The sequence below is a fragment of the Pseudomonas sp. GX19020 genome, from assembly GCF_023371075.1.
GTDB lineage: Bacteria > Pseudomonadota > Alphaproteobacteria > Rhodobacterales > Rhodobacteraceae > Pseudogemmobacter.
In genome coordinates this window covers 181,620-208,178 of record NZ_JAMCCR010000001.1, presented here as the reverse complement: position 1 = coordinate 208,178, position 26,559 = coordinate 181,620, and the positions used below count along the sequence as shown (strand labels likewise).

Here is a 26,559-nt window from a genome sequence, read left to right as displayed (position 1 = left end):
TTACTTACCGCGCGCCTTTTCCGCAAGATCGCGGGCAATCGCGAAAGCCCCCCGGATCCGCTCGGCTTCGGTCTTCATCTCGCCCAGCAGCACGATCTTATTGCCCTGCACCTTCGCGGCCGGTCCCTGGGCTTTCAGGAACTCCACCAGCCCCGCCGGATTGGCAAATCGGTCATTCTGGAAGGTCAGCGTCGCGCCTTTCGGCCCGGCATCCAGCCGGTTGATCCCCGCCTTTTTCGCCATCGCCTTGATGCGCACGATCAGCATGAGCGTGTTCACCTCTTTCGGGATCGCGCCGAACCGGTCGATCAGCTCGGCGGCAAAGCCCTCCAGCTCGACTTTTGAGCTCAGCCCCGACAGACGGCGATAAAGCCCCAGCCGGATATCCAGGTCGGGAATATACGTTTCCGGGATCATCACCGGCACATTGAGGTTCAGCTGCGGTGACCAGTCATCCGAGACATCCGCCAGCCCGTCAATCTCGCCCGATTTCAGCTTTGCAATCGTCTCTTCCAGCATGTGCTGATAGAGTTCATAGCCGACCTCACGGATATGGCCCGACTGTTCCTCACCCAGCAGATTGCCGGCCCCGCGCAGGTCGAGGTCGTGGCTGGCCAGGTTGAACCCGGCGCCGAGACTGTCGAAACTCGCGAGCAATTTCAGCCGTTTCGAGGCCTGCGGTGTCAGGATCATCCGGGGCCGCGTCGTGAGATAACAATAGGCGCGGGTCTTGGAGCGGCCCACCCGCCCCCGGATCTGATAAAGCTGGCTCAGCCCGAACATATCGGCGCGATGCACGATCATCGTATTCGCGGTCGGGATATCCAGACCGGATTCAACGATGGTCGTCGCCACCAGCACATCGAACCGCCCGTCATAGAACTGGTTCATCCGCTCATCGAGATCGCCCGCCGCCAGCTGGCCATGCGCGATGACGTAAGACACTTCCGGCACATGCGCCTTGAGGAATTCCTCGATCTCGGGAATGTCGGAAACGCGCGGCACCACGAAGAAGGATTGCCCGCCGCGATAGCGTTCGCGCAGCAGCGCCTCGCGCAGCGTCACCGTGTCGAATTCAGAGACATAGGTGCGGATCGCCAGGCGGTCGACCGGCGGTGTTGCGATGATGGAAAGATCGCGCACCCCGGTCAGCGACAGTTGCAGCGTGCGCGGGATCGGCGTCGCCGTCAGCGTCAGCACATGCACCTCGGAGCGCATCTCTTTCAGGCGTTCCTTATGCGACACGCCGAAATGCTGTTCCTCGTCGATGATCAGCAGGCCAAGGTTTTTCAGCGAGACCCCTTTCGCCAGCAGCGCATGGGTGCCGACGACGATATCGACGCCGCCCTCTGCGAGACCCTTGCGGGTCTCTGCCGCCTCTTTCGCGCTGACAAAACGCGACAGGGGGCGCACATTCAGCGGAAAGCCCCGGAACCGTTCGGCGAAACTGCGGTAATGCTGGCGCGCGAGCAGCGTGGTCGGGCAGATCACGGCGACCTGCATCCCCGCCATCGCCGCCACAAAGGCTGCGCGCATCGCGACCTCGGTCTTGCCAAAGCCCACATCGCCGACGATCAGCCGGTCCATGGGCGAGCCCTTTTCAAGATCCGCCACCACATCGGCAATCGCCGAAAGCTGGTCATCGGTCTCGGGCCAGGGGAAACGGGCGGCAAAGGCCTCCCATGCCGAATGTGGCGCCTCAAGGATCGGGGCCGAACGCAGCATCCGCTCTGCCGCGACCCGCATCAGCTTGTCGGCGATCTCACGGATACGTTCTTTGAGCTTTGCCTTCTTCGCCTGCCAGGCACCGCCGCCAAGCCGGTCCAGAAGCCCCTCTTCATGGCCGTAGCGCGACAGCAGTTCGATATTCTCTACGGGGAGGTAAAGCTTTGCCTCTTCGGCATATTCGATCATCACCATCGCATGGGGGGCCCCAAGCGCGGTGATGGTCTCGATCCCCAGATATCGCCCGACGCCATGTTCGACATGGACGACCAGATCGCCCACGGCAAGACTGTCGACCTCGCGCAGGAAATTCTCGGCCTTGCGCTTGCGGGCCGGTTTCCCGATCAGGCGGTCGCCCAGTACATCCTGTTCCGAGATGACGGCAAGGCCCCTGGCGGTGAAGCCCGCCTCCAGCGCCCATATGATCTGATGCACATGGCCCGCGCCTTTTGCGGGCGGCTTTTCGATGGCGCGCAGATCCCGGATCGTTTCGGTCGCGATCTTCTGATCCGACAAAAGCCCGCGCAGCCGTTCCAGCGCGCCTTCCGACCAGGAGGCCAGCACGACATGGCGATCACCGCGAAGCGCGCGGATGTGATCGGCCAGCGCCTCGAACAGATTGATGCTTTCCTGCTGGCGTTCGGGGGCGAAGCTTCGCCCTGCCCGCCCGCCCGCATCCAGCACCGACGGCCCCGGGCTTTGCGCCAGCGGCGACAGCCGGATCTCGCGCCGGTTGATCAAAGCGGCCTTCCAGGCATCCTCATCCAGATAGAGGCCCTGCGGCTGCACCGGCTTATAGGGGCTGTCCATCTTTGCCCGGGCCGCCATCGCGTCGGTGCGGGCGTCATAGGCATCCTCGACCGCCTCCCAGCGGGCGAGCTGCATCGGGACCACCTGGTCATCCAGCATCACGGTGGCGTCGGGCAGGTAGTCGAACACCGTCTCCAGCCGCTCATGGAAGAAGGGCAGCCAATGCTCCATCCCCTGATGTTTGCGCCCGGCGCTGACCGCCTCGTAAAGCGGATCATCCGAGCCACCGGCGCCGAATTCCACCCGGTAATTCTGTCGGAACCGGCTGATCGCAGCCTCGTCAAGGATCACCTCGGACATCGGCGCGAATTCGACCGATTTCAGCTTTTCCGTGGTGCGCTGGCTGGTCGCGTCAAAGCGGCGGATGCCGTCAAGCTGATCTCCGAAGAAGTCCAGCCGCACCGGTCCGCCAACCCCGGGCGGCCAGATATCGACGATACCGCCCCTGAGCGCGTAATCCCCGGTTTCGGCCACGGTCGAAACCGGCGTGAACCCCATCCGGGCCAGAAAATCCCTGAGCCGCTTTTCATCGACCCGGTCGCCGAGCTTCGCCTGGAACGAAGATGCCCGCACCACTTCGCGTGCCGGAATCCGCTGCGTGGCGGCGTTCAGCGTGGTGATCAGGACAAAGGCGCCCGCCATGCCATCGGCCAGCCCCGCCAGCACCGACATGCGCCGCGCAGATGTCTCGGGATTGGGCGAGACCCGGTCATAGGGCAGGCAATCCCAGGCCGGGAAGCTCAGGACCGGCACGCCCGGCGCGAAAGCCGCGAGCGCGACCCGCATCGCTTCGGCCCGCTTGTCATCGCGCGCAACAAAAATTACCGGCGCCCCGCGCTCAAGCTCACGCGCAAGCAGGTGCCCGTCATAGCCCTCGGGGGCGCCTCCGAGAATGATCGGCAGACGTGTGGTCATGGCAGGTCAGGTAAACTCATCAGAAGTCAGTGGAAAACGGTATAGGACAGGTTGCGCCACATGCCGAACAGCGAGGTGATGAAGATTGCGAACATCCCCAGAACCTGCACCAGGCGGCGCAGGATCATCAGGCGACGGTTGAGCGCCTCGCCGATATTCTCGCCCGCCTCGATCCTGAGCGCGGTCCAGAGCGATATCCACCCCACCGGTACCAGCCAGACCGTCAGCAAGAACAGCGCCTGGGCGAATTCAAGCCAGTACCAGAAGGCCAGCATCGCGAGCGTGGTGAAAAAGAAGGCCACGCCGAAGAACAATGGAACGGCAGCGGTACGGGTGACATTCAGCATCCGGCGGCTGTTGATCGCGACCATGGCCTCGACATCGAGCTGCGCCTGACCGCCGACACGGCGCCCGCGCGTGATCAGGTCATAGGGCACGCCCAGAACCCAGTGACTGGCCGAAGACCACAGCACCGCCAGGACAATCCAGTACCACAGGTTAGAGAAGGATCGCAGGTCGATCACTTCAGAGAGAATGCCGTAAAGCTCCAAGCGCGAAGAATCCTTCGTCTGTCCGATGCCGATCCCGACGGGTCTCGCTTGAAGACCCGCCCCATTCCATGGCAGGCAAGGGCACGGGCCGCAAGCCCCAAGGACGAGAGACACAAAGCAAGGCAGCCTGTCCGGCGCGATCTGTGACCGTGCCGCCATCCTGCAGGATCCGATATGCACCCGATTCAGGCCGATTTCCCCGCCACCCGCCACCGCCGCATCCGCCGGACGCCAGCTCTTCGTGCGCTGACGCGCGAGAATGAGCTTTCCGTGAATGACCTGATCTGGCCAGTCTTCATCCGCGAGGGCACCGGTGTCGAAGAGCCGATCCATTCGCTGCCCGGGGTGAACCGGCTGTCGCTCGACAGGCTGCTTGTGCACGCAGAAGAGGCCGCAAAGCTCGGGATCCCCGCGATCTGTCTCTTTCCCTATACCGACGCGGCCCTGCGCACCGAGACCTGCGAAGAAGCGTGGAACCCCGAAAATCTGACCAATCGCGCGATCCGGGCGCTGAAACGCGAGATCCCGGATCTGGCGGTGATGACCGATATCGCGCTCGACCCCTATAATGCCAACGGGCATGACGGGTTCGTCGTGAATGGCGAGATCATCAATGACGAGACGGTCGCGGCGCTGGTGAAAATGGCGCTGGCCCAGGCCGAGGCGGGCGCGGATATCCTTGGGCCATCCGACATGATGGATGGCCGGATCGGCGCGATCCGCACCGGTCTCGAGGCCGCAGGCCACCGGAATGTCTCGATCATGTCCTATGCCGCGAAATATGCGAGCGGCTTTTACGGCCCGTTCCGCGATGCGGTGGGCGCATCGGGGCGGCTGGTCGGTGACAAGAAGACCTATCAGATGGACCCGGCCAATGGCGATGAGGCGATCCGTCTGGTGGCCCGCGACCTGGCCGAGGGCGCCGATATGGTGATGGTAAAGCCCGGAATGCCCTATCTCGACATCTGCCACCGCGTGAAACAGGCATTTGGAGCGCCGACCTTCGCCTATCAGGTCTCGGGCGAATATGCGATGATCCGGGCGGCGGCGCTGAATGGCTGGATCGATGGCGAAAAAGTGATGCTGGAAAGCCTAATGGCGTTCCGCCGTGCCGGATGTGACGGCGTATTGACCTATTTCGCGCCGGAAGCCGCCCGGCTTTTGCGCGGCTGACCGCCGGAGCGAGCAGGATCGGCGGGAAATGCCGCCGATACCGGGGATAATTGCGCATAACCGATGACAAATCACAGATCCGCCGTTAGATTCAGCGGGAATGGGGCCGCAGAGCCTCGGCCGGATATGCCGGCAAAAATCATTGAAGGCAGAGCCATGGAAAAGATCACAAGACGCGCAATGCTGGCCGGAGCCGGCTCGGCCACGCTGCTGACCGCCGCCTGCGGCAATGGTGTCGGCTCGAATGGTGCGGCGCAGATCGACGCGCGGGTGGATGCGACGCAGAACTATCTCTTCGGCCGTTACCCCGGCACGCGTGAGCTGGCGTCGCGCGCCAATGGCGTGCTTTATATGCCGCTGATGACCGAGGCCGGTCTGGTCTGGGGCGGCGCTTTCGGGCGCGGCGCGCTCAGGATCCAGGGCGCGACGGTGGATTACTATTCCGCGACCAAGGCCAGTGTCGGCCTGCAGATCGGCGCGCAGCAATATGCCCATGCGCTGTTCTACATGACGCCGAACGCGCTGGAGGATTTCCGCCGCTCAACCGGCTGGGCCGCCTCGGCGGATCTGCGCTATGCCACGCCCGAGGAAGGCGCCTCGATCGGCAAGGCCACCACCGAAAGCGACCCGGTGATCGCGCTGATCTTCGGCCAGCAGGGGCTGATTGCGGGCGCAACGCTTGCGGGCGTCAAATATACCCGCATCATTCCCTGATCTGCGATGACCCTTGAGGGCCTCCTGTCCCGCTGGGGTCTCGTCGCGGTCTTCTGGGGCTGCTTTTTCGAAGGCGAAACCGCCGCCATTCTTGGCGGCGTCATCACCCATCACGGGCTGAGCCACTGGGCGCTGACTGCATTGGCCGCTTTCGCCGGCGCCTTCCTTGCCGATCAGATCTGGTTCCTGCTGTCCCGGCATATGCCGCGCGAGGGGCGCATCGGCAGCTGGCTGAGCCGGATGGCTGACAGGACAAAGGCGAACTGGCTGCATCAATGGCTCTCGCGCCATCCGGACGGGCTGACGCTTGCCTTCCGCTTTGTGCCGGGGACGCGGATCGTCGGGCCGGTCCTGCTGGCGCAGACCGCGATGGGATGGCGGCGCTTTACCGCATTGAATGCGCTGTCCTGCGCGATCTGGGCGATGCTGTTCACCGCACTTGGCTATCATTTCGGGCGCGCGGTTTATCTTATGCTGGGGCGCCTCCACGGGATGCATCTGGGGATGATGCTGATAATGATCGCCGGGGTCGGCCTTGCGCTGCATCTGATCCTGCGGCGCAAGGCACGACGCCGCTCAGCGCGGCAGGCGGCGGATCAGGCTTGACGTGTCATTCCTGCCGCCACCCATCAGCTGCACATCCTTGTAGAACTGATCGACCAGTGCGGTCACCGGCAGGCTTGCGCCGATCTCTTCGGCGGTTTCCAGGCAGATGTTCAGATCCTTGCGCATCCAGTCGACGGCAAAACCGAAATCGAACCGGTCCTCCAGCATGGTCTGATGCCGGTTCACCATCTGCCAGCTGCCCGCAGCGCCCTGCGAGATCACCTCGACCACGGCTTTGCCGTCAAGCCCGGCCTTCGATCCGAAGGCCAGCGCCTCGGAAAGCCCCTGCATCAGCCCCGCGATACAGATCTGGTTGACCATTTTCGCAAGCTGCCCTGCCCCCGCATCGCCGATCCTGCGGCAGATCCGGGAATAGGCGTCGATCACCGGGGCCGCGCGGTCGTAATCGGCCTGAGACCCGCCGCACATAACCGAAAGCACACCATTTTCGGCCCCCGCCTGGCCCCCCGAGACCGGCGCATCAACATAACCAAAGCCGCGCGCCGCCGCGATCTCTGCCAGCTCGCGTGTCACCTTCGCCGAAACGGTAGTGTGATCGACAAAGATCGCGCCCTTCCCCATACCGGCAAAAGCGCCTTCTTCGCCCAGACAGACCTCGCGCAGATCCTCGTCATTGCCGACACAGGCCATGACGAATTCTGCACCCGACGCCGCCTCTTTCGCGGTAAGAGCCACATGGCCGCCGAACTTTGCCCCCCAGGATGCGGCTTTGGCCCCGGTGCGGTTCCACACCGTCACCTCATGACCCTGCGCTGCAAGATGCCCGGCCATCGGGTACCCCATCACCCCCAGCCCGAGAAATGCCACCTTTGCCATGATCCGCTCCTGTCGCCGTGAATTGCCCTTGGTTTCGTGATGGACTAGGAACCCTTTGGACCAAGGACGTCAAGGACAGGCCGGATGCTCACCCTCTTTCGCTGGCTGATGCGGATTACCGCCGGGCTGCTTTTGCTTGCGGGCCTTGCCGTTCTGACCGGCTACTGGTTCCTGTCGCGCTCGCTGGTGGATTACAACGAGGGCTTCACCCTTGAGGGCATCTCGGCCCCGGTCGAGGTGGTCAGGAATAATGACTCGGTGCCGCATATCTTCGGCAAGAACGATCATGACACCTATTTCGCACTTGGCTTTGCCCATGCCCAGGACCGGCTCTGGCAGATGACCATGCTGCGCCGCACGGCCCAGGGCCGCCTGTCGGAAATTTTCGGCGAGCGGACACTGGCAGTCGATGAGCTGATCCGGCGCTACGATCTCTACGGCCTCGCGTTGGAATCGGTGAAGGCGCAGGATCCCGAGACGCTGGCGGTGCTTGAGGCCTATTCGGCCGGGGTGAACGCCTGGATCAATGAAGTGAACACGGGCGCGCGCGGGCGTGGTGCGCCGGAATTCTGGTTTTTTGCCCCCGAGATCGCCGCCTGGGCGCCGGCCGATTCCATCGCGATCCTGAAGCTGATGGCGCTGCAACTGACCGGTATGGGGCAAAGCGAAGTCCTGCGCGCCCGCGCATCCCTGGTGCTGTCACCCGAACGGCTGGCCGATATCCTGCCGGAAGATCCGACCAAAGGCATCACCTCGCCCAACTACGCGAGCCTTATCCCCGGCGTGCAGCCCGGCGACAAGCCTGTCGATTTCGCGCTCGGGCCATTGTCGCCTCTGGTGGAGCCGGCGCTTTCGGGCGCATCGAACGCCTGGGCTGCGATGGCGGGACGCTCGGCTGCGGGCGGTGCGCTTCTGGCGAATGATCCGCATCTGGGCTTTACCGCGCCGACGATCTGGTATCTGGCGCGGCTGGAATTGCAAAAAGGCGGCGTGATCGGCGCGACGATCCCCGGCATTCCGGTGGTAATGATCGGGCGCAGCGAAGAACTCGGCTGGGGCCTGACGACGGCTTATCTCGATGACCAGGACATCGTCATCGAAAAGCTGAACCCGGACAACCAGGAAGAATATCTGCTCCCCGATGGCACATATGAGCGCTTTATCACCCGCCAGAGCGTGGTGCGGGTCAAGGACGGCGCGCCGATCACGCTGACCCTGCGCTGGTCCAGAAATGGCCCGGTGCTTTCGGGCAAGCAATATGACCTGCAATCGGTGACACCCACCGGCCATGTCGCTGTGATGTCCTGGACTGCGCTTTCCCCGGCAGATACTTCGATGACGGCCGCCGTGCGGCTGATGTCGGCCAACACGGTCGCGGATGCGATCGAGGCCGGGCGGCTCTATGTCGCACCGGCGCAGAACCTGATGCTCGCGGGAAAAGACGGCATTGCGATGCAGCTGATCGGCGCCATGCCGATCCGTGACGCGGCCCATCCGAGCCAGGGTCGGATGCCATCGCCCGGCTGGGTCGAGGCCACCGGCTTCAAGGGGATCTTCCCCTATGAGGAAAATCCGCGCTTCGTGAACCCGCCCGAGGGCATTTTGGGGAACACCAATAATAAGACTGTCGACCGCCCCTTCCCCAATCATGTCAGCTTTACCTGGGGCGATACGCAGCGCATCCAGGCCTGGCTCGCGTTGATCCGCACCCGCGAGGTCCATACCCGCGAAAGCTTTATGGAGGCGCAGCTCGATACGATGAACCCGACGGCGCGGCTGTTGCTGCCGCTGATCGGGGCGGATCTGTGGTTCACCGGCGGGGCGGCAGAAACGGGTACAGCAGAGGAATTCCGCCAGCGCGCGCTCAAGCTGCTGGCGGCCTGGAATGGCGAGATGAGCGAACATGCGCCCGAACCGCTGATCGCCGAAGCCTGGCTCAGGGTGTTGATGGATCGGCTGATCCGCGATGAACTCGGGCCGCTTGCGCAGAATTTCCGCCGCATCGACCCGGTCTTCCTCGAACGCGTCTATCGCAATATCGATGGTGCGGCGGTCTGGTGTGATGTGGTGCAATCGGCTCCGGTCGAGACCTGCACCGATATGGCGCGGATGGCGCTGGACGAGGCACTGATCGAGCTGAGCGAGACCTATGGGCGCAATATCGAAAGCTGGCGATGGGGCGATGCGCATCAGGCGACGCATGACCATCCGGTGCTGGGAAATATTCCCTTTGTCAGGTGGTTCGTGAATATCCGCCAGTCGACATCCGGAGGCGATGACACGCTGATGCGCGGTGTGACCAAGGGATCGGGGCCGGAACCCTATCTGAACGTCCATGGCGCCGGCTATCGTGGGGTCTATGATTTCGCCGACCCTGACAGCTCGATCTTCATCACGGCAACCGGACAGTCGGGGCACCCGCTGTCGCGCCATTATGATGATCTGGGCGAATTGTGGCGGCGCGGCGAATATATCCCGATGTCGCTGGACCCGGACCTCGCCCATGCGGCAGCGGCGGGGGTGATGCTGCTGACCCCGGCCTCTGCGGCGGAATGAGCCACCGATCCCTCGCCGGACAACTGTTCCAGCGGGGCATAATAGGGTCAGGCGGAAAGGGCGCGGCGCGCCTCAGCGCGGGTGCGGCGCAAGGATCCAGAGCACGAAGGCGGCGGTCAGCGCGGCGATCATCGTGAACATGCCGGTGCTGTAAAACAGCGAGAAGCCGTCCCCCCAGCCGAAGGTGCCGCCGCTTACAGCCGTAAAGAACGTGCCGAGGCGATTACCGCCCCAGGCCCAGGCGGCGAGAAAGCCAAGGCTCATCAGGACGCGGCCGCCAAAGACGGTGAGCGCAACAACCGGCAGAACCGGCAGGGCCGCGATCAGGCATTCAAGCACGAGCCCGCCCGCCGTCAGCGGCAGGCCGGGCGTTTGCGGCAGCCCCTGCCCCGAACCGATCAGGCCCCGCGCCGCGCCGGAGGTCAGGATCATGAAATGCAGGCCGGTCGCGAGGGCCGTGCCGATCAGGCCCGCCGCGAGGGCCCGCCCGAGCCTGGTCAGAGCCGTGCCCATTCCTGCGCCTGCCTTTCGGTCCATTGCACTGTGATCTGCCAGCCTTCATCGGTCTGATCCTCGCGGACCACGACACCGGTCTGATGCAGCCAGGCGCGTTTGCGGCCCTCGCTGAAGCCAAGCGCCAGCTCTTCCTCGCGGCGCTCGGCCTCGAAACTGGCGGAAATGGCGGTCAGAAGATCGGGAACCCCCTCACCTGTGAGCGCCGAGATCACGAATGTATCGGGGCGGGTCGCAGCCTGGGCCGCAAGCGCCTCACGGGCGCTCGGATCGACGAGATCGAGCTTGTTCCAGATCTCGAATTTCGGCGTCTCTGGCGGCACGCCAAGCGAGGTCAGGATCTCTTCGACATCGGCGGCCTGTTCGGCGGTTTCGGGATGCGAGATGTCGCGGACATGCAGGATCAGATCGGCAGAGAGCACCTCCTCCAGCGTGGCGCGGAAGGCGGCGACCAGCTGGGTCGGCAGGTCGGAAATGAAACCCACCGTATCCGAGAGGATCACACGGCGGCTGCCGCCAAGGGCTCCGGGGATTTCCAGCGCGCGCATCGTCGGGTCGAGCGTGGCGAAAAGCATGTCTTTCGCCAGCACTTCGGCCCCGGTCACCCGGTTGAACAAGGTCGATTTGCCGGCATTGGTATAGCCGACCAGCGCCACAATCGGGAACGGCACTTTGGCACGGGCGGCGCGGTGCAATTCACGGGTACGGACGACCTTTTCCAGCTGACGCCGCAGCCGGATCGCCTGTTCGTCAATCGCGCGGCGGTCATTTTCGCGCTGCGTTTCGCCCGGGCCACCGACAAAGCCGAAGCCACCACGCTGGCGTTCCAGATGGGTCCAGGCGCGTACCAGGCGGGTGCGCTGATAGTTCAGCGCCGCCAGTTCCACCTGCAACACACCTTCGCGGGTGCGGGCGCGGTCGGCGAAAATCTCGAGAATCAGCGAGGTCCGGTCAAGGAGCTTGACCTTCCAGTCGCGTTCAAGATTGCGTTGCTGCACCGGCGTCACCGGCCCGTCGATAAAGACAAGGCCGATCTTTTCCGCCTTCAGCCTTTCGCCGATTTCTTCGACCTTGCCGGGGCCGAACAGCGTTGCGGGCACGGTCTTTGACACTTTGACCACCTGGGACCAGACCACATCCATATTCGGAAGGGCTGCGGCCAGGCTGACGGCCTCGGCCAGACCATGTTCGGGAAGACGGCGGGTCTGGCGGCTGCGGATATCGGGATGCAGAACAACTGCCCGCGTCTTTTCAGTCGCGGTCAGTTGCCATTTGCTCCGCTCTGCCCGCAGCGCGGACAGGTCGGAGAACAGATCATCATCGTCCGTCAGAGCGGAAGATCCCGGCGCGTCCTGATATTCGGGCCCGTCTGAATTTTCAGGGGGATCGGATGCGGGATCGGAGGGCTTATTGCTCAATCTTCGCCTTCATAAAGATTGATGGGCGCACCGGGCATGATGGTCGAAATCGCGTGTTTATACACGAGTTGCGATTGACCGTCGCGCCGCAGCAGCACGCAGAAATTGTCGAACCAGGTGATCACACCCTGGAGTTTGACCCCGTTGATCAGGAAGATCGTCACCGGAACCTTTGCCTTGCGGACATGGTTCAGGAAGGCGTCCTGGAGGTTCTGTTTATCGCCAGCCATTGTTTGTTTTGCCTTGCGCCTGGGCCCGCTTCACTTGCGGGTTTGAGAAATCCGGTGAGGCCGGCGGAACACCCGCATCAAGCCCACCTCGCCCGGATGCGGAAAAACCGACCGGGTTGCGCGAATAATAGGAATGTTGCGCATGGTTTCCAGAGAGGAAATGCAGAATCTCCACCTGGTTGTGACCTGTGAGCGTCAGACTGTTGCGCAAAAGCCCGTCAGAGCCCTGACTTCTCAGCGCCCCGCCTTGCCCGACCAGGGGGCCGACCAGCCTCCCGACCAGTTGCCCGGTGCGATCAGCGCGATCAGCGCCAGCGTCTCCACCCGGCCAAGCACCATGGTCAAAGCGAGAATCACCTTCACCGGGGCAGACAGCGCCGCCCAGGACAGCGGCTCGGCCCCGGCAAGCCAGGCAAGCTGACCGGTCGTGGTCAGCGCCGAAAGGCAGAAGATCAGCGCTTCGGTGAACCGCAGCCCGAACAGGGTCAGCGCGGCAGTGATCAGTGCGACAGATATCGCGAAAAGCATAAAGAAAATCCAGGCGAACCAGGCGCCGCGCCCGGCAAGCCTGCGCACCTCGGCACCGATGCCGATGGAATGGGGGTGGATGATGCGCTCGAGCTCACGCTTGCCCTGAAGGCCAAGCGCCCAGACCCGCAAAAGCGTCACCCCCCCGGCGGTCGTCGCCACACCACCACCGATTATCGCAAGCCCCATCAGCATCAGCCCCGGCGACCCCATCCCCGCCCAGTTGCGCGCCGAACTCCACCAGACGCTTTCATAGCCGGTGGTGGTCAGGAACGAGGCCGCAGTGAAGAGAGATCCCCAGAAGGCGCGGATCAGCGCGGCCAGGCTTTCCTCGCCGCCCGCCCCGGCATCCGCCACCAGATGGCGGAGCAGCAGAACGACGACCACAAGCGAAATCAGGATCAGGCCGAGCCGGATCTCGGGGTCCTGGCGCAGCGATCCGTGCACCTGGCCCGGCAGGTTGAACGGCATCAGATGCCGGCTGAGCGCCAGCAGGAAGAAAAAGAAGATCAGCACCTCGCCCGCGAGGCCGGAATACAGGACCGCCTGTCCCGTCCCCGCCGAAATGCCGCTGGTCGACAGGGTTCCCATCGCATGGGTCAGCGCGATCAGCCCGTTTTCGCCCGCGATCAGCAACATGATCCACAGCGCGAAGGTCAGCCCGGCATAGACCGGCAGGATCGCTGAAGACGCGCGGGTCAGCCGCTCGCGCGGATCGGTCAACCCGCCGCCGCGGCCGATCAGCTGGCTCTTTTGCCCCGGAAGCTGCCCCGAGATCACCTCGGCCCCGCCCAGGTTCAGAGGTGCGAGCACCGCCCAGGCCGCGATCAGCACGAAATAGCCGCCCAGCCAGCCCGCCATCCCCCGCCACAGATGGACAGAAGCCGGCAGCCGGTCGGGCGCATAACCCGTGGCGCCGGTGGTGGTGAAAGACGAGATCATCTCGAACCACAGATTGAGCAGCGTGGTGTCGCGGATCAGCGGAATCAAGGGCAGTGCGAAAGCAAAGGGCAAAATCGCATAGGTTCCGGCCAGTGCCGCCAGCTGGCTATGGGCGGAATGGCGGCGCTTTGAGTCGCGGGTCACCATGGCCAGCATCACCGTCAGCACGACGAGGATCAGCCCGGAATAGAAAAAGCTCTGCGCGGTGCGGTGATCGCTCAGGCTTGCGGCATGGGCCGCCGGGATCCAGCACAGGACCCCGACCACGCCCAGAGCCAGCACCAGAAGCGGCACATCCCATAACAGCGGGCGTCTGCCACCCCGCGGGAGCCCTGCCAGCGGCCGCATCAGAAGAAATCAATCGAGACCTGGAACAGGCGCTCGACCTCGGGAACATCTTTCACCAGGGCAAAGACCGCGACCACGTCACCCGGCTCGATCCGCGTATCGGGCTCGGGTTTCAGCATCCGGTCGCCCTTCATCACGCCGCCGACCAGCACGCCTTCGGGGAATGCGATATCCCGGATCATCTTGCCCGAGATCGGCGAGGTCGACATGACCTGAGCCTCGATCATCTCGGCCTCGCCATCGCCCAGCGAATAGACGGCGCGGACGCGGCCATGACGGATATGGCGCAGAATCGACGAGACCGTCGTCGCGCGCGGGTTGATCCAGGCGTCAAGATCCAGCGCCGCCATCAGAGGCGCCATGGTCGGGTCATTCACCAGCGCGATGGTCAGCGGGCAGCCCGCCTGTTTGGCGCGAACCGAGACCAGAAGATTGGTCTTGTCATCATCCGTGACCACCAGGACGGCATCGGCCCGGTCCACCCCAGCCTCGGCCAGCAGATCCATATCCATCCCGTCACCATTCAGCACGATGGTGCGCGACAGCTGATCGGCAGCGGCCTCGGCGATCTGGCGGTTCTTCTCGATCATCCGAACCCGGACCCGATCCGACCGCGCCTCCAGCGCCCGCGCGACCGTCAGCCCGACATTGCCGCCACCGATAATGACAATGCTATCCTGTTTATGCTCGCGCTTGCCGAAAATCCCGAGGCTGCGGCTGACATCTTCGGTATGGACGAAAAGATAGATCTGATCGTCTTCCAGCAGCTGATCTTCGGGATGTGGCGCAAAAAGCTTTTCATTGCGGCGCACCCCCACCACGATCGCCCGGAGCGAGGGGAAGAGATCATTGAGCTGCCTGAGCGGCGTGTTCAGGACCGGGCATTCCGGCCCAAGGCGGATCCCCAGCAGATGCGCGCGCCCCGACATGAAAACCTCGGTGTCAAAAGTCTCGGGCGCGGCAAGCCGTTGCAGCGCGGCCTCGGCCACCTCAAGCTCCGGGCTGATGATCACGTCAATCGCCAGCCGGTCGGTGTTATAAAGATCGGAATAGCCGGTCTCGAGGTAGTTCTGCGCCCGGATCCGCGCGATGCGGCGGGTGACGTTAAAGGCCGAAGCGGCAATCTGACAGGTGACCATATTCACCTCGTCCGAATAGGTCGCGGCGATCACCATATCGGCGTCACGGGCGCCGGCTTTTTCCAGTATATCGGGATGGCTTGCAAAACCCACCACGCCCTGAACATCCAGAACTTCGGTCGCGCGGCGGATCAGATCGGCATTGGTGTCGACGATGGTGACATCGTTCTTTTCACCGGCCAGCTGGCGCGCAATCTGCCAGCCGACCTGGCCGGCGCCGCAGATGATGACCTTCATAGGGTTCTCCTCTGGCCTCGCCCGCCGTCATTCTTCCTGTTTCGCAAAGCCCTGGCGAAAGGTCAATTCCCCCGCCGGCAATGGCGCCCGGGCCGTGCTCAGCCCGCCTCTCCCTCCTGGAACTCGTCGTCGAAATAGGCGCTGCGGGTGCCTGATTTCGACGAGGTCACCACGCCGAGGCTTTTCAGCTTCCGGTGCAACGCCGAACGCTCCATGCCGACAAAATTCGCCGTCCGCGAGATATTGCCGCCGAAGCGGTTGATCTGGGTCAGAAGATATTCGCGTTCGAAAAGCTCGCGCGCCTCGCGCAGCGGCAGCGTCGCCACCGCGCCGCCCAGCACCATCGTCTCACCGGCGCCGCTGGCCCCTTCAGCCCCGGGCAGCTCACGCGCTTCGATCTCGTCGGTGCCCTCACCGAGGATCAGTACGCGTTCGATCATATTCCGCAGCTGACGGATATTGCCCGGCCAGGACATGGTCTGCAGCATCGCCTCGGCATCAGGGCTGATCGGGCGCAAAGGCAGGCCCTGGCTGCGATGGAACCAGGCCACGAAATGACGGGCGAGTTCGGGAATGTCATCGCGGCGGTCGGCCAGCGAAGGCACCGGGATCGGCACCACGTTAAGGCGGTCAAACAGCTCCTGGCGGAAACGCCCGGCGCGGATTTCCCCCGGCAGATCGCGGGAGGTCGAGGAGATCACCCGCAGATCGACCCGCACCTTGTCGCTGCCGCCGGCGCGGTTGAATTGCTGTTCGGTCAGCACGCGCAGGATCTTTGACTGCGTGCCGGTCGGCATGTCGCCGACCTCGTCAAAATAGACCACACCGCCATGCGCCTGTTCCAGAAGCCCCGGCTCGATGCCGCGTTCCGGCGTCTCGCGCCCGAAAAGCACCTCCTCCATCCGCTCCGGCTCGATGGTCGCCGAAGACACGGTGATGAAGGGCGCCGAGGCGCGGTTCGAGTTCAGATGGATATAGCGCGCCGCCAGTTCCTTGCCCGATCCCGGCTGCCCGGTCAGCATCACGCGGCCATTCGACTTCGTCACCTTGTCGAGCTGGGCACGCAGCCCTTTGAACGCGGGGCTCGACCCGATCATCTCGGTCGAGGTCACATCGCGGCGCTTGAGCTCGCTGTTCTCACGGCGGAGCCTTGATGTCTCCATCGCACGCGCAACAACCAGTACCAACTGATCGATATTAAAGGGTTTTTCGATGAAATCGTAAGCGCCCTGTTTGATCGCCGCGACCGCAATCTCGATATTGCCGTGACCCGAGATGATGATCACCGGCACATCCGGGTTATCGCGTTTGACGGTTTTAAGAATGTCGATCCCATCCATCCGGCTGTCTTTCAGCCAGATGTCGAGCACCATAAGATCGGGCGCCTCTGTATTGATTTCGTTGATACAATCCTCGGAATTCCCGGCGAGGCGTATCGCGTAACCTTCGTCTTTCAGGATATCGCCGATCAGTTCGCGAATGTCCTTTTCGTCATCGACGATCAGAATGCTCATCTCAGCCTCCATTCCCGTTCCCGGGTCCGTTGCCAGGGGCAAAAGCCACCCCGTTACGGGAGTTGTTATCCGTTTTCTCAGCCGCAGCAGTGCCTTGCGGTGCCATGTTACGTCCCATCCTGCGCCGGTTCAGACGCGGGAGCCTGATCTCGGCCATGGCGCCGGCATGGGTCTCTCCCTCGAAGACCGGCGCATCGGTGAGGGTCAGCGTGCCGCCATGTTCCTCGATGATCTTGCGCACGATCGGCAGGCCAAGGCCCGTCCCCTTGGCGCGCGTCGTGACATAGGGCTCAAACAGCCGCGCCCGGTCTTCCGGCAGGCCGGTGCCATTGTCCATGATGCGGATTACGCTTTCCGCCTCATCCCTGGCAAGGGTAACGCGGATCTGCGGACGGTATCCTTCACCTGCCCCATTTTCAATATGAGATTCAGTAGCTTCTCCGGCGTTCTTGATCAGATTTGTCAGGGCCTGGCTGATCATGGTCGCGTCCAGATCCATCAGAAGCTGGCCATCCGGGATCCCGGCCGTGAAAGCAACGCCCGGCTGACCCGCACGCTGCAAGGTCACTGCATCACGCAGGATTGCCAGCAGATCGGTCTCGCGCCGGTCCGGTTCAGGCATACGGGCGAATTTGGAAAACTCATCAACAATGCGGCGCAAGTCATTGGTTTGCCGAACAATAACATCTGTCAGGCTCGCCAGTTCCTCTACATCCTGCACCTGTTTCGAGAATTTGCGCTTCACCCGTTCCGCCGAAAGCTGAATGGGCGTCAGCGGGTTCTTGATCTCATGCGCGATGCGGCGCGCGACATCGCCCCAGGCCGCCATACGCTGCGCCGAGACAAGGTCGGTCACATCGTCAAAGGCCACCACATAGCCTTCGGCCTCGCCACTGTCCGAGCGCCGTTCGCCCATTCTGACCAGCAGGCTCTCGATCTGACCGCGCCGGGTAACGCGGATTTCCTCCTGCGCAACCTGGCCGGAACTGGCCTGGAGCGTTTCGAACAAGCCGGCGAATTCGGGCACGATCTCGTCCAGACGCCGGTCTTCCACCTCATCGCCCAGATCCAGCACCCGCAAAGCCGCGCGGTTGATGAAATCCACCCGCCCGTCACCGCCAAGGCCAATCACTCCCGCCGTCACATTCGACAGCACGGAATCGAACATCCGCCGGCGTTCCTCGGTCTCGGCGTGGCTGGCCTCAAGCGCAAGCCGCTGGCCCTTCAGCTGCCGGGTCATGCGGTTGAAGATGCGCCCCAGCATGGCGATCTCGTCATCGCCCTGTTCTTCGGTCACCTGCACGTCAAGATCGCCTTCGCCGACCCTCTGCGCAGCGCCGGTCAGCCGCCCCACCGGGCGCGACAGCCGTTCGGCGAACCACAGGCCCAGCCAGATCGCAGCAAGAATCAGGATCAGCGCAAAGCCCAGATAGATGAAACCGAAATTCAGCAGAAGCTTGCCGCGATCCGCTTCCAGCTGGTTGTAAAGCTTCACGGTCTCGGTCGTCTCGTCCAGCAATGACAGGAGCCGCCCGTCCACGGCGCGTGAGACATAGAGATAGCGGTCGGCATAGGCCGGCAGCCGCACCAGCGCGCGGAATTCATTATTCTGCCAGTCGCGGATCAGCACGACACCACCGGCCTGGCTCTTTTGCAGATCATCAGAAGAAATGACTTCAAAGTCAAAGAGATAAGAGCTTTCACCCCGCGTCTTCAGCTGACCTGTGCCATCGACCAGATAGGCTTCTTTGAGCCCGCGCTGGATCTGTTCCTGCCCCTTGGCCAAAAGCGGACGCAGCTGGTCATCGCGCAGCATCACGCTTTGTTCGCGCGCGGCATTCAGATAGACCGCCAGCGCCATCGCATCCTGCGCAAGGCTCGCGCTTTGTTCCCCCTCATAGGCCTGGGCCGCCGCAAGCGATGCGCCCACCACTGAACGGACGCGCTCTGAAAACCAGCCCTCCAGGCCAAGATTGACCGAAAGTACCGCGAAGACCGCGACGAGGATGGTCGGCACCAGCGCCATGCCGGCGAAAACGGCGGTCAGCCGCATATGCAGGTTCGACCCGGCCGAGCGGCGGCGGCGATCGGCCACCATCCGCATCACCCGCGCCAGCACCAGCGCCGCGATCAGCAGCACATAGACCAGGTCGGCAAGCAGGATCAGCCGCAAAGCAGGCGAGTTGCCGCTGTGGTTCATCGGCCCGAGCAGGAGGAAGGTCGCGACCACCAGCACCGGCCCAAGGAAGACCAGCCCCAGAGTGAAGGCTGTCTGAATCCGCCGCTGCCGGCGCAGGCGCGAAACCCTTTGCCAGACATCGCGCTTCACAACCCGACCGGATTCAAATCCCGCCATCACCTTCAACATCTTGTGGACAGGCCCTTGTGCGACCCGTCTGCCACGCTTGATGTTGCGGTTTTACATCAGCTTGCGGCGCCGTGTCACGCGAATATCCAGATCGGTGATCTTCTTGCGCAAAGTATTGCGGTTTATCCCGAGCAAATCGGCACATCTTGCCTGGTTGCCACCGGTCGCATCCAGCGCGATTTCGATCAGCGGCATCTCCACTTCACGCAGGATACGCTGGTAAACACCGGGGGGTGGCAGCTGTCCGCCATGCAGATCGAAGTAGCGTTTCAGATGGCGCATCACAGTGGCGGAAAGTTTCTCACCCTCCATCACGCCACGGCTCGGCTCCGCCACCGGGAGTTGACCCAGCACCGCCGCCACCTCGGCCCGGTTGATTTCGGCATCGGAGGCGGTGACCAGAAGACGGCGAATCGCATTTTCCAGCTGACGCACATTGCCCGGCCAGGCATGGTTGCGGATCAGTTCGCGCGCGTCGGGGGCCAGCTGGCGGGTGGTGCCGAAATCGCGCTCGCCCTTCGCGAGGAAATGTTCGGCCAGCAGCGGGATGTCCTCGACGCGCTCGCGCAAGGAAGGCACATGCAGCGTCACCCCGCCGAGCCGGTAGTAAAGATCCTGGCGGAAACCTCCTGTCTCCATCCGCCCGGCCAGATCGACCTGGCTTGTCGCCATGATCCGGGGGGCCTTGCCGGCCATCGAATCGTCCCCGAGCATATCGAGGAGCCGCACCACCCGTGCCTGGGCATCCTCGTTGAAATCCCCGATCTCATCGAAAACGACCGAGCCGCCACGCGCTTTCGCGATCAGCGAAGACGGGCCTTCGACCCCTTGCAGATCGCTTGCGGTCGCGGTGACGAAGGGCAGCGTCCGGCGGTCCGAGAAATCATGGATGGCGCGCGCGAGCAGGCTTTTTCCGGTACCCGATTCGCCCGAGATCAGCGCCGGAATATCGGTATTCATCACCCGCGCCACCAGCCGGTACAGCGCCTGCATCGCGGGCGTGCGCCCGACCAGCGGCAGTTCTTCGGCGGGTTCGCGGACTGGCTGTGCGACCGGGGCGGCGCGGCGTTTTTGCTCCAGCGCGCGGGCCGAGCGCTTCATCAGATCGGGCAGATCGAAAGGTTTCGGCAGATAGTCGAACGCCTCGGCTTCGGCGGCCTGAATCGCGGTCATGATGGTGTTTTGCGCGCTTATCACGATCACCGGCAGGCCGGGCCGCATACGCGCGATGCGCGGCAGTGCATCCAGCCCGTTGCCATCCGGCATGATCACATCCGAGATCACCAGATCCCCCTTGCCCTCTTCCACCCACCGCATCAGCGTCATCAGGCTAGAGGTCGCATGCACCTTGCAGCCCGCCCGGGTCAGCGCCTGGGTCAGAACCGTGCGGATCGTGCGGTCGTCATCCGCGACCAGAACCGTTCCATCCATGGGTTACACCTCTTTCCTTGGTTCTTTGGGCACCATCGGCAGCGAGAGACGGAACACCGTCCGCCCCGGAACGGAATCGACCGAAATCCAGCCCTCATGGTCGGCGATGATTTTCGAGACCAGCGCGAGGCCGAGCCCGGTGCCGTTCTCGCGCCCCGAAACGAAGGGGTCGAAAACCTCGGCCGCGATATCGGGTGGCAGGCCGGGGCCATCGTCAATCACCTCGACATTCAGCGGCAGCGCCGCCTGGCTGCCATCCTTGCGGCGCATCCTGAGGCTCAGGTCATAAAAAGTGCGCAGCCGGATGGTGCCGCCCTTGCGCCCTGCAGCTTCGGCGGCATTTTTGATCAGGTTCAGAAAGACCTGCATCAGCTGATCGGGATCGGCCCAGGTCGGCGGCAGCGAGGGGTCGTAATCTTCCTGGATCACCATATGCGAGGCAAAACCCACAAGCCCCGAACGCCGCGCCCGGTCGAGCGCGTCATGGATATTCACCGCGCGGCGTTCCGGCGGCCGCAGATTGCCGAATTGTTCGACCTGCTCCAGCAATTTGACGATGCGCCGGGTCTCTTCCACGATCAGATCGGTCATCTCGCGATCTTCCGGCGTCAGCGACATTGACAATAGCTGTGCCGCGCCTGCGATGCCCGCGAGCGGGTTCTTGATCTCATGCGCCAGCATCTCGGCCATGCCGATCGCCGATTTCGCCGCCGTTTTCGAGGCCCCTGCGCGCCCCAGCCGGACGGCAATCTCGCGCGGCGAAAACATCAGCATCAGATGGTCCGGCTGGTCCTGCATCGGCGCGATATGGACCGAACACTGCACCGGCGGGCGGTCTCCGCTGGTCACGTCGGCATTGTTGATCTTCATCGGTGCCTGATTGGCGCGGGCGCGGGCGAAGGCTTCCTCCATCGGCGCGTCGATCATGATGCGGTCCAGCACCGGCTGACCGGACAGGGATTTCGCCGAGGCGTTGAGAAAGCTCTCCGCCGCCGGATTGGCCTCGCGGATCAGGCCATCCGGCCCGACCAGCAGGGCCGGCAGCGGCAATGACGCCCAGACCACACCGGGAACCGGCCAGGGAGAGCGATAGCTGCTCATGCGGCCTCCTCGGTCTCGCTGAAGGCGCGAAGGATCAGCTCGCGGACCAGAGCGGGGTCGGTTGCGGTCAGCACCGCCTCGCGGGCATGGTCCATCCCGGCCTCTTCCAGATACCAGCCAAGATGCTTCCTCGCGCAGCGCAGGCCCAGTTCGCGCCCGTAGAAACCAAGCATCTCATCGTAATGCCGGACGATCATCTCGCCCCGCGCCGGCCCTTCGGGGATCACCGGCGCAGGCGTGCCGTAAAGTGCATGGGCGATCTCGGCCAGTCGCCAGGGCGCGCCCTGGGCGCCACGCCCGACCATGACGCCATCCGCCCCCGACTGCGCCAGCGCCTCGGCCGCGGTGGCGGCATCAATAATGTCGCCATTCGCGATCACCGGGATCGTCACCGCCTCTTTCACCCGTCTGATCGCGGCCCAGTCGGCCTGGCCTTTGTAAAACTGACAGCGGGTGCGGCCATGGATCACCACCATCTTCACCCCCGCCTGTTCGGCGCGGGCCGCCAGGTCGGGCGCATTCAGCAGATGTTCATCCCAGCCCAGCCGGGTCTTGAGCGTCACCGGCACTTTCACCGCGCCGACCACCGCCTCGATCAGCCCGACCGCGAGGTCGAGATCTTTCAGCAGCGCCGAACCACAGAGCCCCGTCGTCACCCGTTTCGACGGGCAGCCCATATTGATATCGATGATCTCAGCGCCCTGCCCCTCGCACCACCTGGCCGCCTCGGCCATCAATGCGGGCTCGCGCCCCGCCAGCTGGACCGAAGTGATATTCTCACCAAAACCCAGCTCTGCCCGCGCCCGCGCTTCGGGACGGTTCCTGAGCACCTCATCCGAGGCGACCATTTCCGACACCACAAGCCCTGCGCCAAATGACCCTACAAGCCGCCGGTTCGGCAGATCAGTGATCCCCGCAAGCGGCGCCAGAAACACCGGCGGGTAAAGGCTGAACGACCCGATATCCACTGCAGCAAGCCTCGCTGCGACAGGTGCTGCAGGCATATCCCTTTGCGAAGGACCGTTTTCCAAAGTGCCAGGGGTCAAAGCCAAGGTCGGGTTCCTTTTGTCTTTGGGAAAGTGCTATTTGCCGTTCGGCATAGTTCCAAGGCAGATGCCCGGATAATTCGCGGGCAGACCTGCACCGGAACGAGAGCCTGCACAATAATTAATCACACTTGCCCGCATTTTGGGCAGGGACACGCAGATTGCCAGCATCCTTTCCCTGGCCTAAAACCGCCGCAACAGCCCCAGTCCGAACCAGGCAAAAATTCTGTGACCCATCCCCAGATTGTTTCACACATGTCGGAAGCCGGTCCGGCCAGCGCAAGTCCAAAGACGCTGGTGGTGATCACCGCCGCCGGGCGTGGGGTGCGGGCCGGTGGGGGCATGCCGAAGCAATGGCGTCTTCTCGCCGGAGAACCGGTGCTCGCCCATACGCTGCGCGCTTTTCAGGGCTTTGATCTGGCGTTGGTGATCCATCCCGATGACCGTGAGACCGCCGCCGGACTTGTCGCAGAAATTGCGCCGGGGGCGCGTCTTGTCGAAGGCGGCGCCACGCGGGCCGGGTCGGTGCGCCGCGCGCTCGAAGCCATGGCGGGCCAGGGGTACAAAAGGGTACTGATCCAGGACGGCGCCCGGCCGCTGACCAGCCCTGCACTGATCGCACGGATGCTTGCGGCCCTGGATCACAGCCCGGCCGCCGCCCCTGCGCTTGCGGTCAGTGATGCGCTCTGGCGGGGCGAAAGCGCGGTTGTGACCGGTCTTCAGCCCCGCGACGGGCTCTGGCGCGCGCAAACCCCCCAGGCCTTCCATTTCGATGCCATTCTCGCCGCCCATCGCGCCGACATGGCAGGCCAGGCCGCCGATGATGTCGAACTCGCCCTCGCATCCGGGCTGGAGGTCGCGATTGTCGAAGGCGAGGAAGACAATCTCAAACTCACCTTCCCGCCGGATTTCCCCCGCGCGGAACAGATCCTCGCGCAACGGCGCGGAAAGGAAAGCACCATGGATATCCGCATGGGCAATGGCTTTGATGTCCATGCCTTCACCGAGGGCAATCATCTCTGGCTTTGTGGTGTAAAGATCCCGCATGACCACGCCCTGCTGGGTCATTCCGATGCTGATGTCGGGATGCATGCGCTGACAGATGCGATCTATGGCGCGCTGGCAGAAGGCGATATCGGCCGGCATTTCCCGCCTTCGGATCCGCAATGGAAGGGAGCTGCAAGCCATATCTTCCTGCGCCATGCCGTGGCGCTGGCCTCAGATCGCGGTTTCGCGATCTCGAATTGCGACGTGACCCTGATCTGCGAGCGCCCGAAGATCGGACCACATGCCGCATCCATGCAATCCGCCCTCGCGGCTATCATGGAACTCGACGCAAGCCGGATCAGCGTCAAAGCAACCACCTCGGAGCGACTGGGCTTTACCGGTCGCGAAGAAGGTATAGCCTCCATTGCAACCGTGGTATTGGTGAAAGCATGATCAACCTGACTGCCACTTTCTTTGGCCTTGGCCATCTCCGTCCGGCTTCGGGCACCTGGGCCTCGCTGGCGGCGGCACTGCTGGCGCTGCTGGCGATGAACCAGGGGCTTTACTGGCTGGTGCCGGTGGGGGCGGTGCTGGCGACGCTGCTCGGCTTCTGGGCGGTGCCGCTTTACCTGCGTGGCACAACCGACACCGACCCGTCCGAGGTGGTGATTGACGAGGTCGCCGGCCAGTGGATCGCGCTGAGCTTCACCGCCATTCCGGCGATGAACCACAGCCTTGATATCGGGCTCTGGTGGGGCGCCTGGCCGGCCTGGGTCGTGCCTTTCCTGCTGTTTCGCCTTTTTGACATCTGGAAACCCTGGATCATCGGCCAGGCCGACAGGCGCCATGATGCCACCGGGGTGATGCTGGACGACGTTCTTGCAGGGCTGTTCGCCGGCATCGGATCGGTCGTCCTGGCCGGGCTTTATCATGCGGTGCTGCAGCCATGGCTGATGTGATCGCGCGCCTCGCTGAAGCCGTCCTGCAGGAGGCCCGCGCGCGCGGGCTCAGGATCGCCACCGCCGAAAGCTGCACCGGCGGCCTCGTTTCGGCCGCGCTGACCGATATTCCCGGCTCTTCCGATGTCGTCGAATGCGGCTTCGTCACCTATTCCAATGAGGCGAAACAGACGATGCTCGGCGTGGATCAGCGCAGCCTCACCCAATTCGGTGCCGTCAGCCAGGAGGTCGCGCGCGAAATGGCCGAAGGCGCGCTGCGCCAGTCCCGCGCCGGTCTCGCGGTCTCGGTCACCGGCATCGCCGGCCCCGGCGGCAGCGAACATAAACCCGAAGGCCGGGTCTGTTTCGGCCTCGCCCGGACCGGTGGCACAACATTGACCGAGACCCGGGATTTCGGCGCCCTCGGCCGCAGCAATGTGCGCAGGGCCGCCACTGAATATGCGCTGCGCCTTCTCCATAACGCAGCCGCCCCGACGGCAAAGGCCTGATATCACAGAGCTGATCCGCTTAATGCTGACTTAAAACAGGCGCAGGCCCGTAAGGGCACGCATTCTACGCCTCAGCCCCGACAGATGCGCCAGCTACCCGCGCACGCCGTAAAGCTCTGCCGCGCGCCGCTCGAACGCCCGCACGATCCGCTGCATCGCCTCGTTGAAAACCAGCCCGATCACGCCCTGCAGGATCGCATTGCGGAACTCGAAATCGACGAAGAACCCGACCTCAGAGCCGCCCTCCTCCAGATCGCGGAATTCCCAGGTCGACCGCAGATACCGGAACGGCCCGTCGATATATTCCGTCAGGATCCGCTTTTCGTCGCGCATCAGCGTGACCCGGCTGCCAAAGCGTTCGCGAAACACCTTGAACGAGATCACCAGATCGGCCTCGATCACAGTATCGCCCCCGGCGCCACCCTCGACCGGCCGGCGCGATTTGATCCGTGCCGCCGCATTCCAGGGCAGAAATTTCGGATAACTTTCCACATCGGCGACGAGATCGAACATCTCTTGTGCCGACCAGGGCAATTTGCGGGTCTCTTGATGTCTGGGCATGTCTGATAATCTTGCGGATACACCCCCATCTCACCGCTCGACCGCCGGAATTCAACCCCATTGCGGGAGTTTCCGCTTTCCCCCACCCGTTTTCGGGGTGAAAAGAAATCATTCCGCCAGAACCGAGCGCCAGCCATGACCGATCCGACCAAAGCCCAGTCCACCACCAGGAACCCTGCCCGGGCCACTGCACCGGGCCCGGCCCTCGAAACCCCGGCGGGGCGGCCCTATGTCATCGACCAGATGATCAGCCCCAAAGCGATTGCCGCGCGGATCGAGACGCTGGCGCGCGAAATCACCGCCGCCTATCAGGGAACCGAGAAGCTGGTCGTCGTCGGCCTGTTGCGCGGCTCTTTCGTCTTCATCGCAGATCTCGTGCGCGAGCTGGACCTGCCGGTCGAGGTCGATTTTCTCGAAGCCTCTTCTTATGGCAATTCGACGCAAAGCTCGCGCGAGGTCCGGATCCTCAAGGATCTGCGCGGCGAGATTCAGGGCCGCGATGTGCTGGTGGTCGAGGATATCGTCGATACCGGCCATACCCTCACCCATGTGAAAAACCTGCTGATGTCGCGGCTGCCGCGCCGGCTTGAGATCTGTGCGCTGCTTGACAAACCGTCGCGGCGCGAGGTGCCGATCCGCGCAACCTGGACCGGATTTGAGATCGCCGATGAGTTTGTCGTTGGGTATGGAATTGATTTTGCGCAGAGAAACCGAAACCTTCCCTATATTGGCAAGGTCAGATTCACCGACGGCGCCTGAGCATTGCCCGCAGATTCCGGGCGAGATCCCCTGTTCGGGCGAGGAGCAGTCCTCGGTGCAACGTGACCTGCGCTGTTTCGGTCCTGCCAGGCGCCATTCCGGT

Annotated in this window: 22 protein-coding genes; 8 read left to right on the top strand and 14 right to left on the bottom strand. The window is 63.5% G+C overall.

What is annotated here, in order from left to right; genetic code table 11:
- On the bottom strand, nucleotides 1–3,450 hold the full coding sequence (gene mfd / locus M3484_RS01070) for a transcription-repair coupling factor (protein ID WP_249495389.1): 3,450 nt from the start codon (nucleotides 3,448–3,450) through the stop codon (nucleotides 1–3).
- Between the two features lie 26 nt (nucleotides 3,451–3,476).
- Nucleotides 3,477–4,001 carry a hypothetical protein gene (locus M3484_RS01065; protein ID WP_249495388.1) on the bottom strand — a complete coding sequence of 175 codons (525 nt, stop codon included), beginning with the start codon at nucleotides 3,999–4,001 and terminating at the stop codon, nucleotides 3,477–3,479.
- Nucleotides 4,002–4,175: 174 nt separating this feature from the next.
- Between M3484_RS01065 and hemB the strand changes: the two genes are divergently transcribed.
- The 3 genes from hemB to M3484_RS01050 all read left to right on the top strand — a co-directional run bounded on the left by hemB (nucleotide 4,176) and on the right by M3484_RS01050 (nucleotide 6,494).
- Nucleotides 4,176–5,174: a porphobilinogen synthase gene (gene hemB, locus M3484_RS01060; RefSeq protein WP_249495387.1), complete on the top strand. Its 999-nt coding sequence runs from the start codon at nucleotides 4,176–4,178 to the stop codon at nucleotides 5,172–5,174.
- Nucleotides 5,175–5,330: 156 nt separating this feature from the next.
- The gene (locus M3484_RS01055) at nucleotides 5,331–5,888 is read left to right on the top strand and encodes a lipid-binding SYLF domain-containing protein (RefSeq protein WP_092901718.1); all 558 of its coding nucleotides are present in this window, start codon (nucleotides 5,331–5,333) and stop codon (nucleotides 5,886–5,888) included.
- Between the two features lie 6 nt (nucleotides 5,889–5,894).
- Nucleotides 5,895–6,494 carry a DedA family protein gene (locus tag M3484_RS01050; protein WP_249495386.1) on the top strand — a complete coding sequence of 200 codons (600 nt, stop codon included), beginning with the start codon at nucleotides 5,895–5,897 and terminating at the stop codon, nucleotides 6,492–6,494.
- On the opposite strand, the gene M3484_RS01045 is transcribed toward M3484_RS01050, so the two are convergent.
- A complete protein-coding gene (locus M3484_RS01045) occupies nucleotides 6,465–7,331 on the bottom strand; it encodes an NAD(P)-dependent oxidoreductase (RefSeq protein WP_249495385.1) in 867 nt (288 codons plus the stop codon). The genes M3484_RS01050 and M3484_RS01045 overlap by 30 nt on opposite strands.
- Nucleotides 7,332–7,415: 84 nt before the next feature.
- Between M3484_RS01045 and M3484_RS01040 the strand changes: the two genes are divergently transcribed.
- Nucleotides 7,416–9,887, top strand: coding sequence for a penicillin acylase family protein (locus M3484_RS01040; RefSeq protein WP_249495384.1), 2,472 nt, complete (start codon nucleotides 7,416–7,418; stop codon nucleotides 9,885–9,887).
- Between the two features lie 72 nt (nucleotides 9,888–9,959).
- Here M3484_RS01040 and M3484_RS01035 read toward each other — a convergent pair whose 3' ends face one another.
- From M3484_RS01035 to dusB, 10 genes are all read right to left on the bottom strand, one after another.
- Nucleotides 9,960–10,400: a hypothetical protein gene (locus M3484_RS01035; RefSeq protein ID WP_249495383.1), complete on the bottom strand. Its 441-nt coding sequence runs from the start codon at nucleotides 10,398–10,400 to the stop codon at nucleotides 9,960–9,962.
- Nucleotides 10,385–11,818, bottom strand: coding sequence for a GTPase HflX (gene hflX, locus M3484_RS01030; RefSeq protein ID WP_249495382.1), 1,434 nt, complete (start codon nucleotides 11,816–11,818; stop codon nucleotides 10,385–10,387). The genes M3484_RS01035 and hflX overlap by 16 nt, the downstream gene beginning before the upstream one ends.
- Complete coding sequence (gene hfq / locus M3484_RS01025) at nucleotides 11,815–12,048, bottom strand: RNA chaperone Hfq (protein ID WP_023664101.1); 234 nt, start codon at nucleotides 12,046–12,048, stop codon at nucleotides 11,815–11,817. The genes hflX and hfq overlap by 4 nt, the downstream gene beginning before the upstream one ends.
- A 234-nt stretch (nucleotides 12,049–12,282) precedes the next feature.
- Complete coding sequence (locus M3484_RS01020) at nucleotides 12,283–13,866, bottom strand: potassium transporter TrkG (protein WP_249495381.1); 1,584 nt, start codon at nucleotides 13,864–13,866, stop codon at nucleotides 12,283–12,285.
- Nucleotides 13,866–15,242 (bottom strand): Trk system potassium transporter TrkA, encoded by a 1,377-nt coding sequence (gene trkA, locus M3484_RS01015; protein ID WP_092897910.1) that lies wholly within the window; start codon nucleotides 15,240–15,242, stop codon nucleotides 13,866–13,868. The genes M3484_RS01020 and trkA overlap by 1 nt, the downstream gene beginning before the upstream one ends.
- A gap of 98 nt (nucleotides 15,243–15,340) precedes the next feature.
- Nucleotides 15,341–16,756: a nitrogen assimilation response regulator NtrX gene (gene ntrX / locus M3484_RS01010; RefSeq protein WP_283258256.1), complete on the bottom strand. Its 1,416-nt coding sequence runs from the start codon at nucleotides 16,754–16,756 to the stop codon at nucleotides 15,341–15,343.
- Nucleotide 16,757: 1 nt separating this feature from the next.
- Nucleotides 16,758–19,112, bottom strand: a complete 2,355-nt coding sequence (locus M3484_RS01005) for a sensor histidine kinase NtrY-like (RefSeq protein WP_249495379.1) — start codon at nucleotides 19,110–19,112, stop codon at nucleotides 16,758–16,760.
- A 63-nt stretch (nucleotides 19,113–19,175) separates the two neighbouring features.
- A complete protein-coding gene (locus M3484_RS01000; protein ID WP_249495378.1) occupies nucleotides 19,176–20,555 on the bottom strand; it encodes a response regulator in 1,380 nt (459 codons plus the stop codon).
- A gap of 3 nt (nucleotides 20,556–20,558) precedes the next feature.
- A complete protein-coding gene (locus tag M3484_RS00995) occupies nucleotides 20,559–21,656 on the bottom strand; it encodes a two-component system sensor histidine kinase NtrB (protein WP_092897914.1) in 1,098 nt (365 codons plus the stop codon).
- Nucleotides 21,653–22,660 carry a tRNA dihydrouridine synthase DusB gene (dusB, locus tag M3484_RS00990; RefSeq protein ID WP_249495377.1) on the bottom strand — a complete coding sequence of 336 codons (1,008 nt, stop codon included), beginning with the start codon at nucleotides 22,658–22,660 and terminating at the stop codon, nucleotides 21,653–21,655. The genes M3484_RS00995 and dusB overlap by 4 nt, the downstream gene beginning before the upstream one ends.
- 297 nt (nucleotides 22,661–22,957) lie before the next feature.
- On the opposite strand from dusB, the gene M3484_RS00985 reads away from it, so the two are divergent.
- Genes M3484_RS00985 through M3484_RS00975 form a run of 3 tightly spaced genes read left to right on the top strand, consistent with a single transcriptional unit; the run spans nucleotide 22,958 to nucleotide 25,136 of the window.
- Nucleotides 22,958–24,142 (top strand): bifunctional 2-C-methyl-D-erythritol 4-phosphate cytidylyltransferase/2-C-methyl-D-erythritol 2,4-cyclodiphosphate synthase, encoded by a 1,185-nt coding sequence (locus M3484_RS00985; protein ID WP_283258255.1) that lies wholly within the window; start codon nucleotides 22,958–22,960, stop codon nucleotides 24,140–24,142.
- Nucleotides 24,139–24,648: a phosphatidylglycerophosphatase A family protein gene (locus M3484_RS00980; protein ID WP_171909508.1), complete on the top strand. Its 510-nt coding sequence runs from the start codon at nucleotides 24,139–24,141 to the stop codon at nucleotides 24,646–24,648. The genes M3484_RS00985 and M3484_RS00980 overlap by 4 nt, the downstream gene beginning before the upstream one ends.
- Entirely contained in the window at nucleotides 24,636–25,136 is a 501-nt protein-coding gene (locus M3484_RS00975) for a CinA family protein (RefSeq protein WP_249495376.1), read from the top strand. Before M3484_RS00980 ends, M3484_RS00975 begins: the two co-directional genes overlap by 13 nt.
- Before the next feature lie 93 nt (nucleotides 25,137–25,229).
- Here M3484_RS00975 and M3484_RS00970 read toward each other — a convergent pair whose 3' ends face one another.
- Nucleotides 25,230–25,697 carry a type II toxin-antitoxin system RatA family toxin gene (locus M3484_RS00970; protein ID WP_249495375.1) on the bottom strand — a complete coding sequence of 156 codons (468 nt, stop codon included), beginning with the start codon at nucleotides 25,695–25,697 and terminating at the stop codon, nucleotides 25,230–25,232.
- Nucleotides 25,698–25,832: 135 nt separating this feature from the next.
- Between M3484_RS00970 and hpt the strand changes: the two genes are divergently transcribed.
- Nucleotides 25,833–26,456 carry a hypoxanthine phosphoribosyltransferase gene (gene hpt / locus M3484_RS00965; RefSeq protein ID WP_502942415.1) on the top strand — a complete coding sequence of 208 codons (624 nt, stop codon included), beginning with the start codon at nucleotides 25,833–25,835 and terminating at the stop codon, nucleotides 26,454–26,456.
- The last annotated feature ends 103 nt before the right edge of the window (nucleotides 26,457–26,559 follow it).

What these genes read in the sequence shown, in the direction of transcription:
- M3484_RS01005 (WP_249495379.1), bottom strand. Translation starts at nt 19,112, where the DNA reads ATGGCGGGATTTGAATCCGGTCGGGTTGTGAAGCGCGATGTCTGGCAA.
- M3484_RS00985 (WP_283258255.1), top strand. Translation starts at nt 22,958, where the DNA reads ATGTCGGAAGCCGGTCCGGCCAGCGCAAGTCCAAAGACGCTGGTGGTG.
- M3484_RS01045 (WP_249495385.1), bottom strand. Translation starts at nt 7,331, where the DNA reads ATGGCAAAGGTGGCATTTCTCGGGCTGGGGGTGATGGGGTACCCGATG.
- M3484_RS01050 (WP_249495386.1), top strand. Translation starts at nt 5,895, where the DNA reads ATGACCCTTGAGGGCCTCCTGTCCCGCTGGGGTCTCGTCGCGGTCTTC.
- M3484_RS01055 (WP_092901718.1), top strand. Translation starts at nt 5,331, where the DNA reads ATGGAAAAGATCACAAGACGCGCAATGCTGGCCGGAGCCGGCTCGGCC.
- M3484_RS01040 (WP_249495384.1), top strand. Translation starts at nt 7,416, where the DNA reads ATGCTCACCCTCTTTCGCTGGCTGATGCGGATTACCGCCGGGCTGCTT.
- M3484_RS00995 (WP_092897914.1), bottom strand. Translation starts at nt 21,656, where the DNA reads ATGAGCAGCTATCGCTCTCCCTGGCCGGTTCCCGGTGTGGTCTGGGCG.
- dusB (WP_249495377.1), bottom strand. Translation starts at nt 22,660, where the DNA reads ATGCCTGCAGCACCTGTCGCAGCGAGGCTTGCTGCAGTGGATATCGGG.
- mfd (WP_249495389.1), bottom strand. Translation starts at nt 3,450, where the DNA reads ATGACCACACGTCTGCCGATCATTCTCGGAGGCGCCCCCGAGGGCTAT.
- M3484_RS00980 (WP_171909508.1), top strand. Translation starts at nt 24,139, where the DNA reads ATGATCAACCTGACTGCCACTTTCTTTGGCCTTGGCCATCTCCGTCCG.
- M3484_RS00970 (WP_249495375.1), bottom strand. Translation starts at nt 25,697, where the DNA reads ATGCCCAGACATCAAGAGACCCGCAAATTGCCCTGGTCGGCACAAGAG.
- hfq (WP_023664101.1), bottom strand. Translation starts at nt 12,048, where the DNA reads ATGGCTGGCGATAAACAGAACCTCCAGGACGCCTTCCTGAACCATGTC.
- M3484_RS01000 (WP_249495378.1), bottom strand. Translation starts at nt 20,555, where the DNA reads ATGGATGGAACGGTTCTGGTCGCGGATGACGACCGCACGATCCGCACG.
- M3484_RS01020 (WP_249495381.1), bottom strand. Translation starts at nt 13,866, where the DNA reads ATGCGGCCGCTGGCAGGGCTCCCGCGGGGTGGCAGACGCCCGCTGTTA.
- M3484_RS01035 (WP_249495383.1), bottom strand. Translation starts at nt 10,400, where the DNA reads ATGGGCACGGCTCTGACCAGGCTCGGGCGGGCCCTCGCGGCGGGCCTG.
- hemB (WP_249495387.1), top strand. Translation starts at nt 4,176, where the DNA reads ATGCACCCGATTCAGGCCGATTTCCCCGCCACCCGCCACCGCCGCATC.
- hpt (WP_502942415.1), top strand. Translation starts at nt 25,833, where the DNA reads ATGACCGATCCGACCAAAGCCCAGTCCACCACCAGGAACCCTGCCCGG.
- trkA (WP_092897910.1), bottom strand. Translation starts at nt 15,242, where the DNA reads ATGAAGGTCATCATCTGCGGCGCCGGCCAGGTCGGCTGGCAGATTGCG.
- M3484_RS00975 (WP_249495376.1), top strand. Translation starts at nt 24,636, where the DNA reads ATGGCTGATGTGATCGCGCGCCTCGCTGAAGCCGTCCTGCAGGAGGCC.
- ntrX (WP_283258256.1), bottom strand. Translation starts at nt 16,756, where the DNA reads ATGAGCATTCTGATCGTCGATGACGAAAAGGACATTCGCGAACTGATC.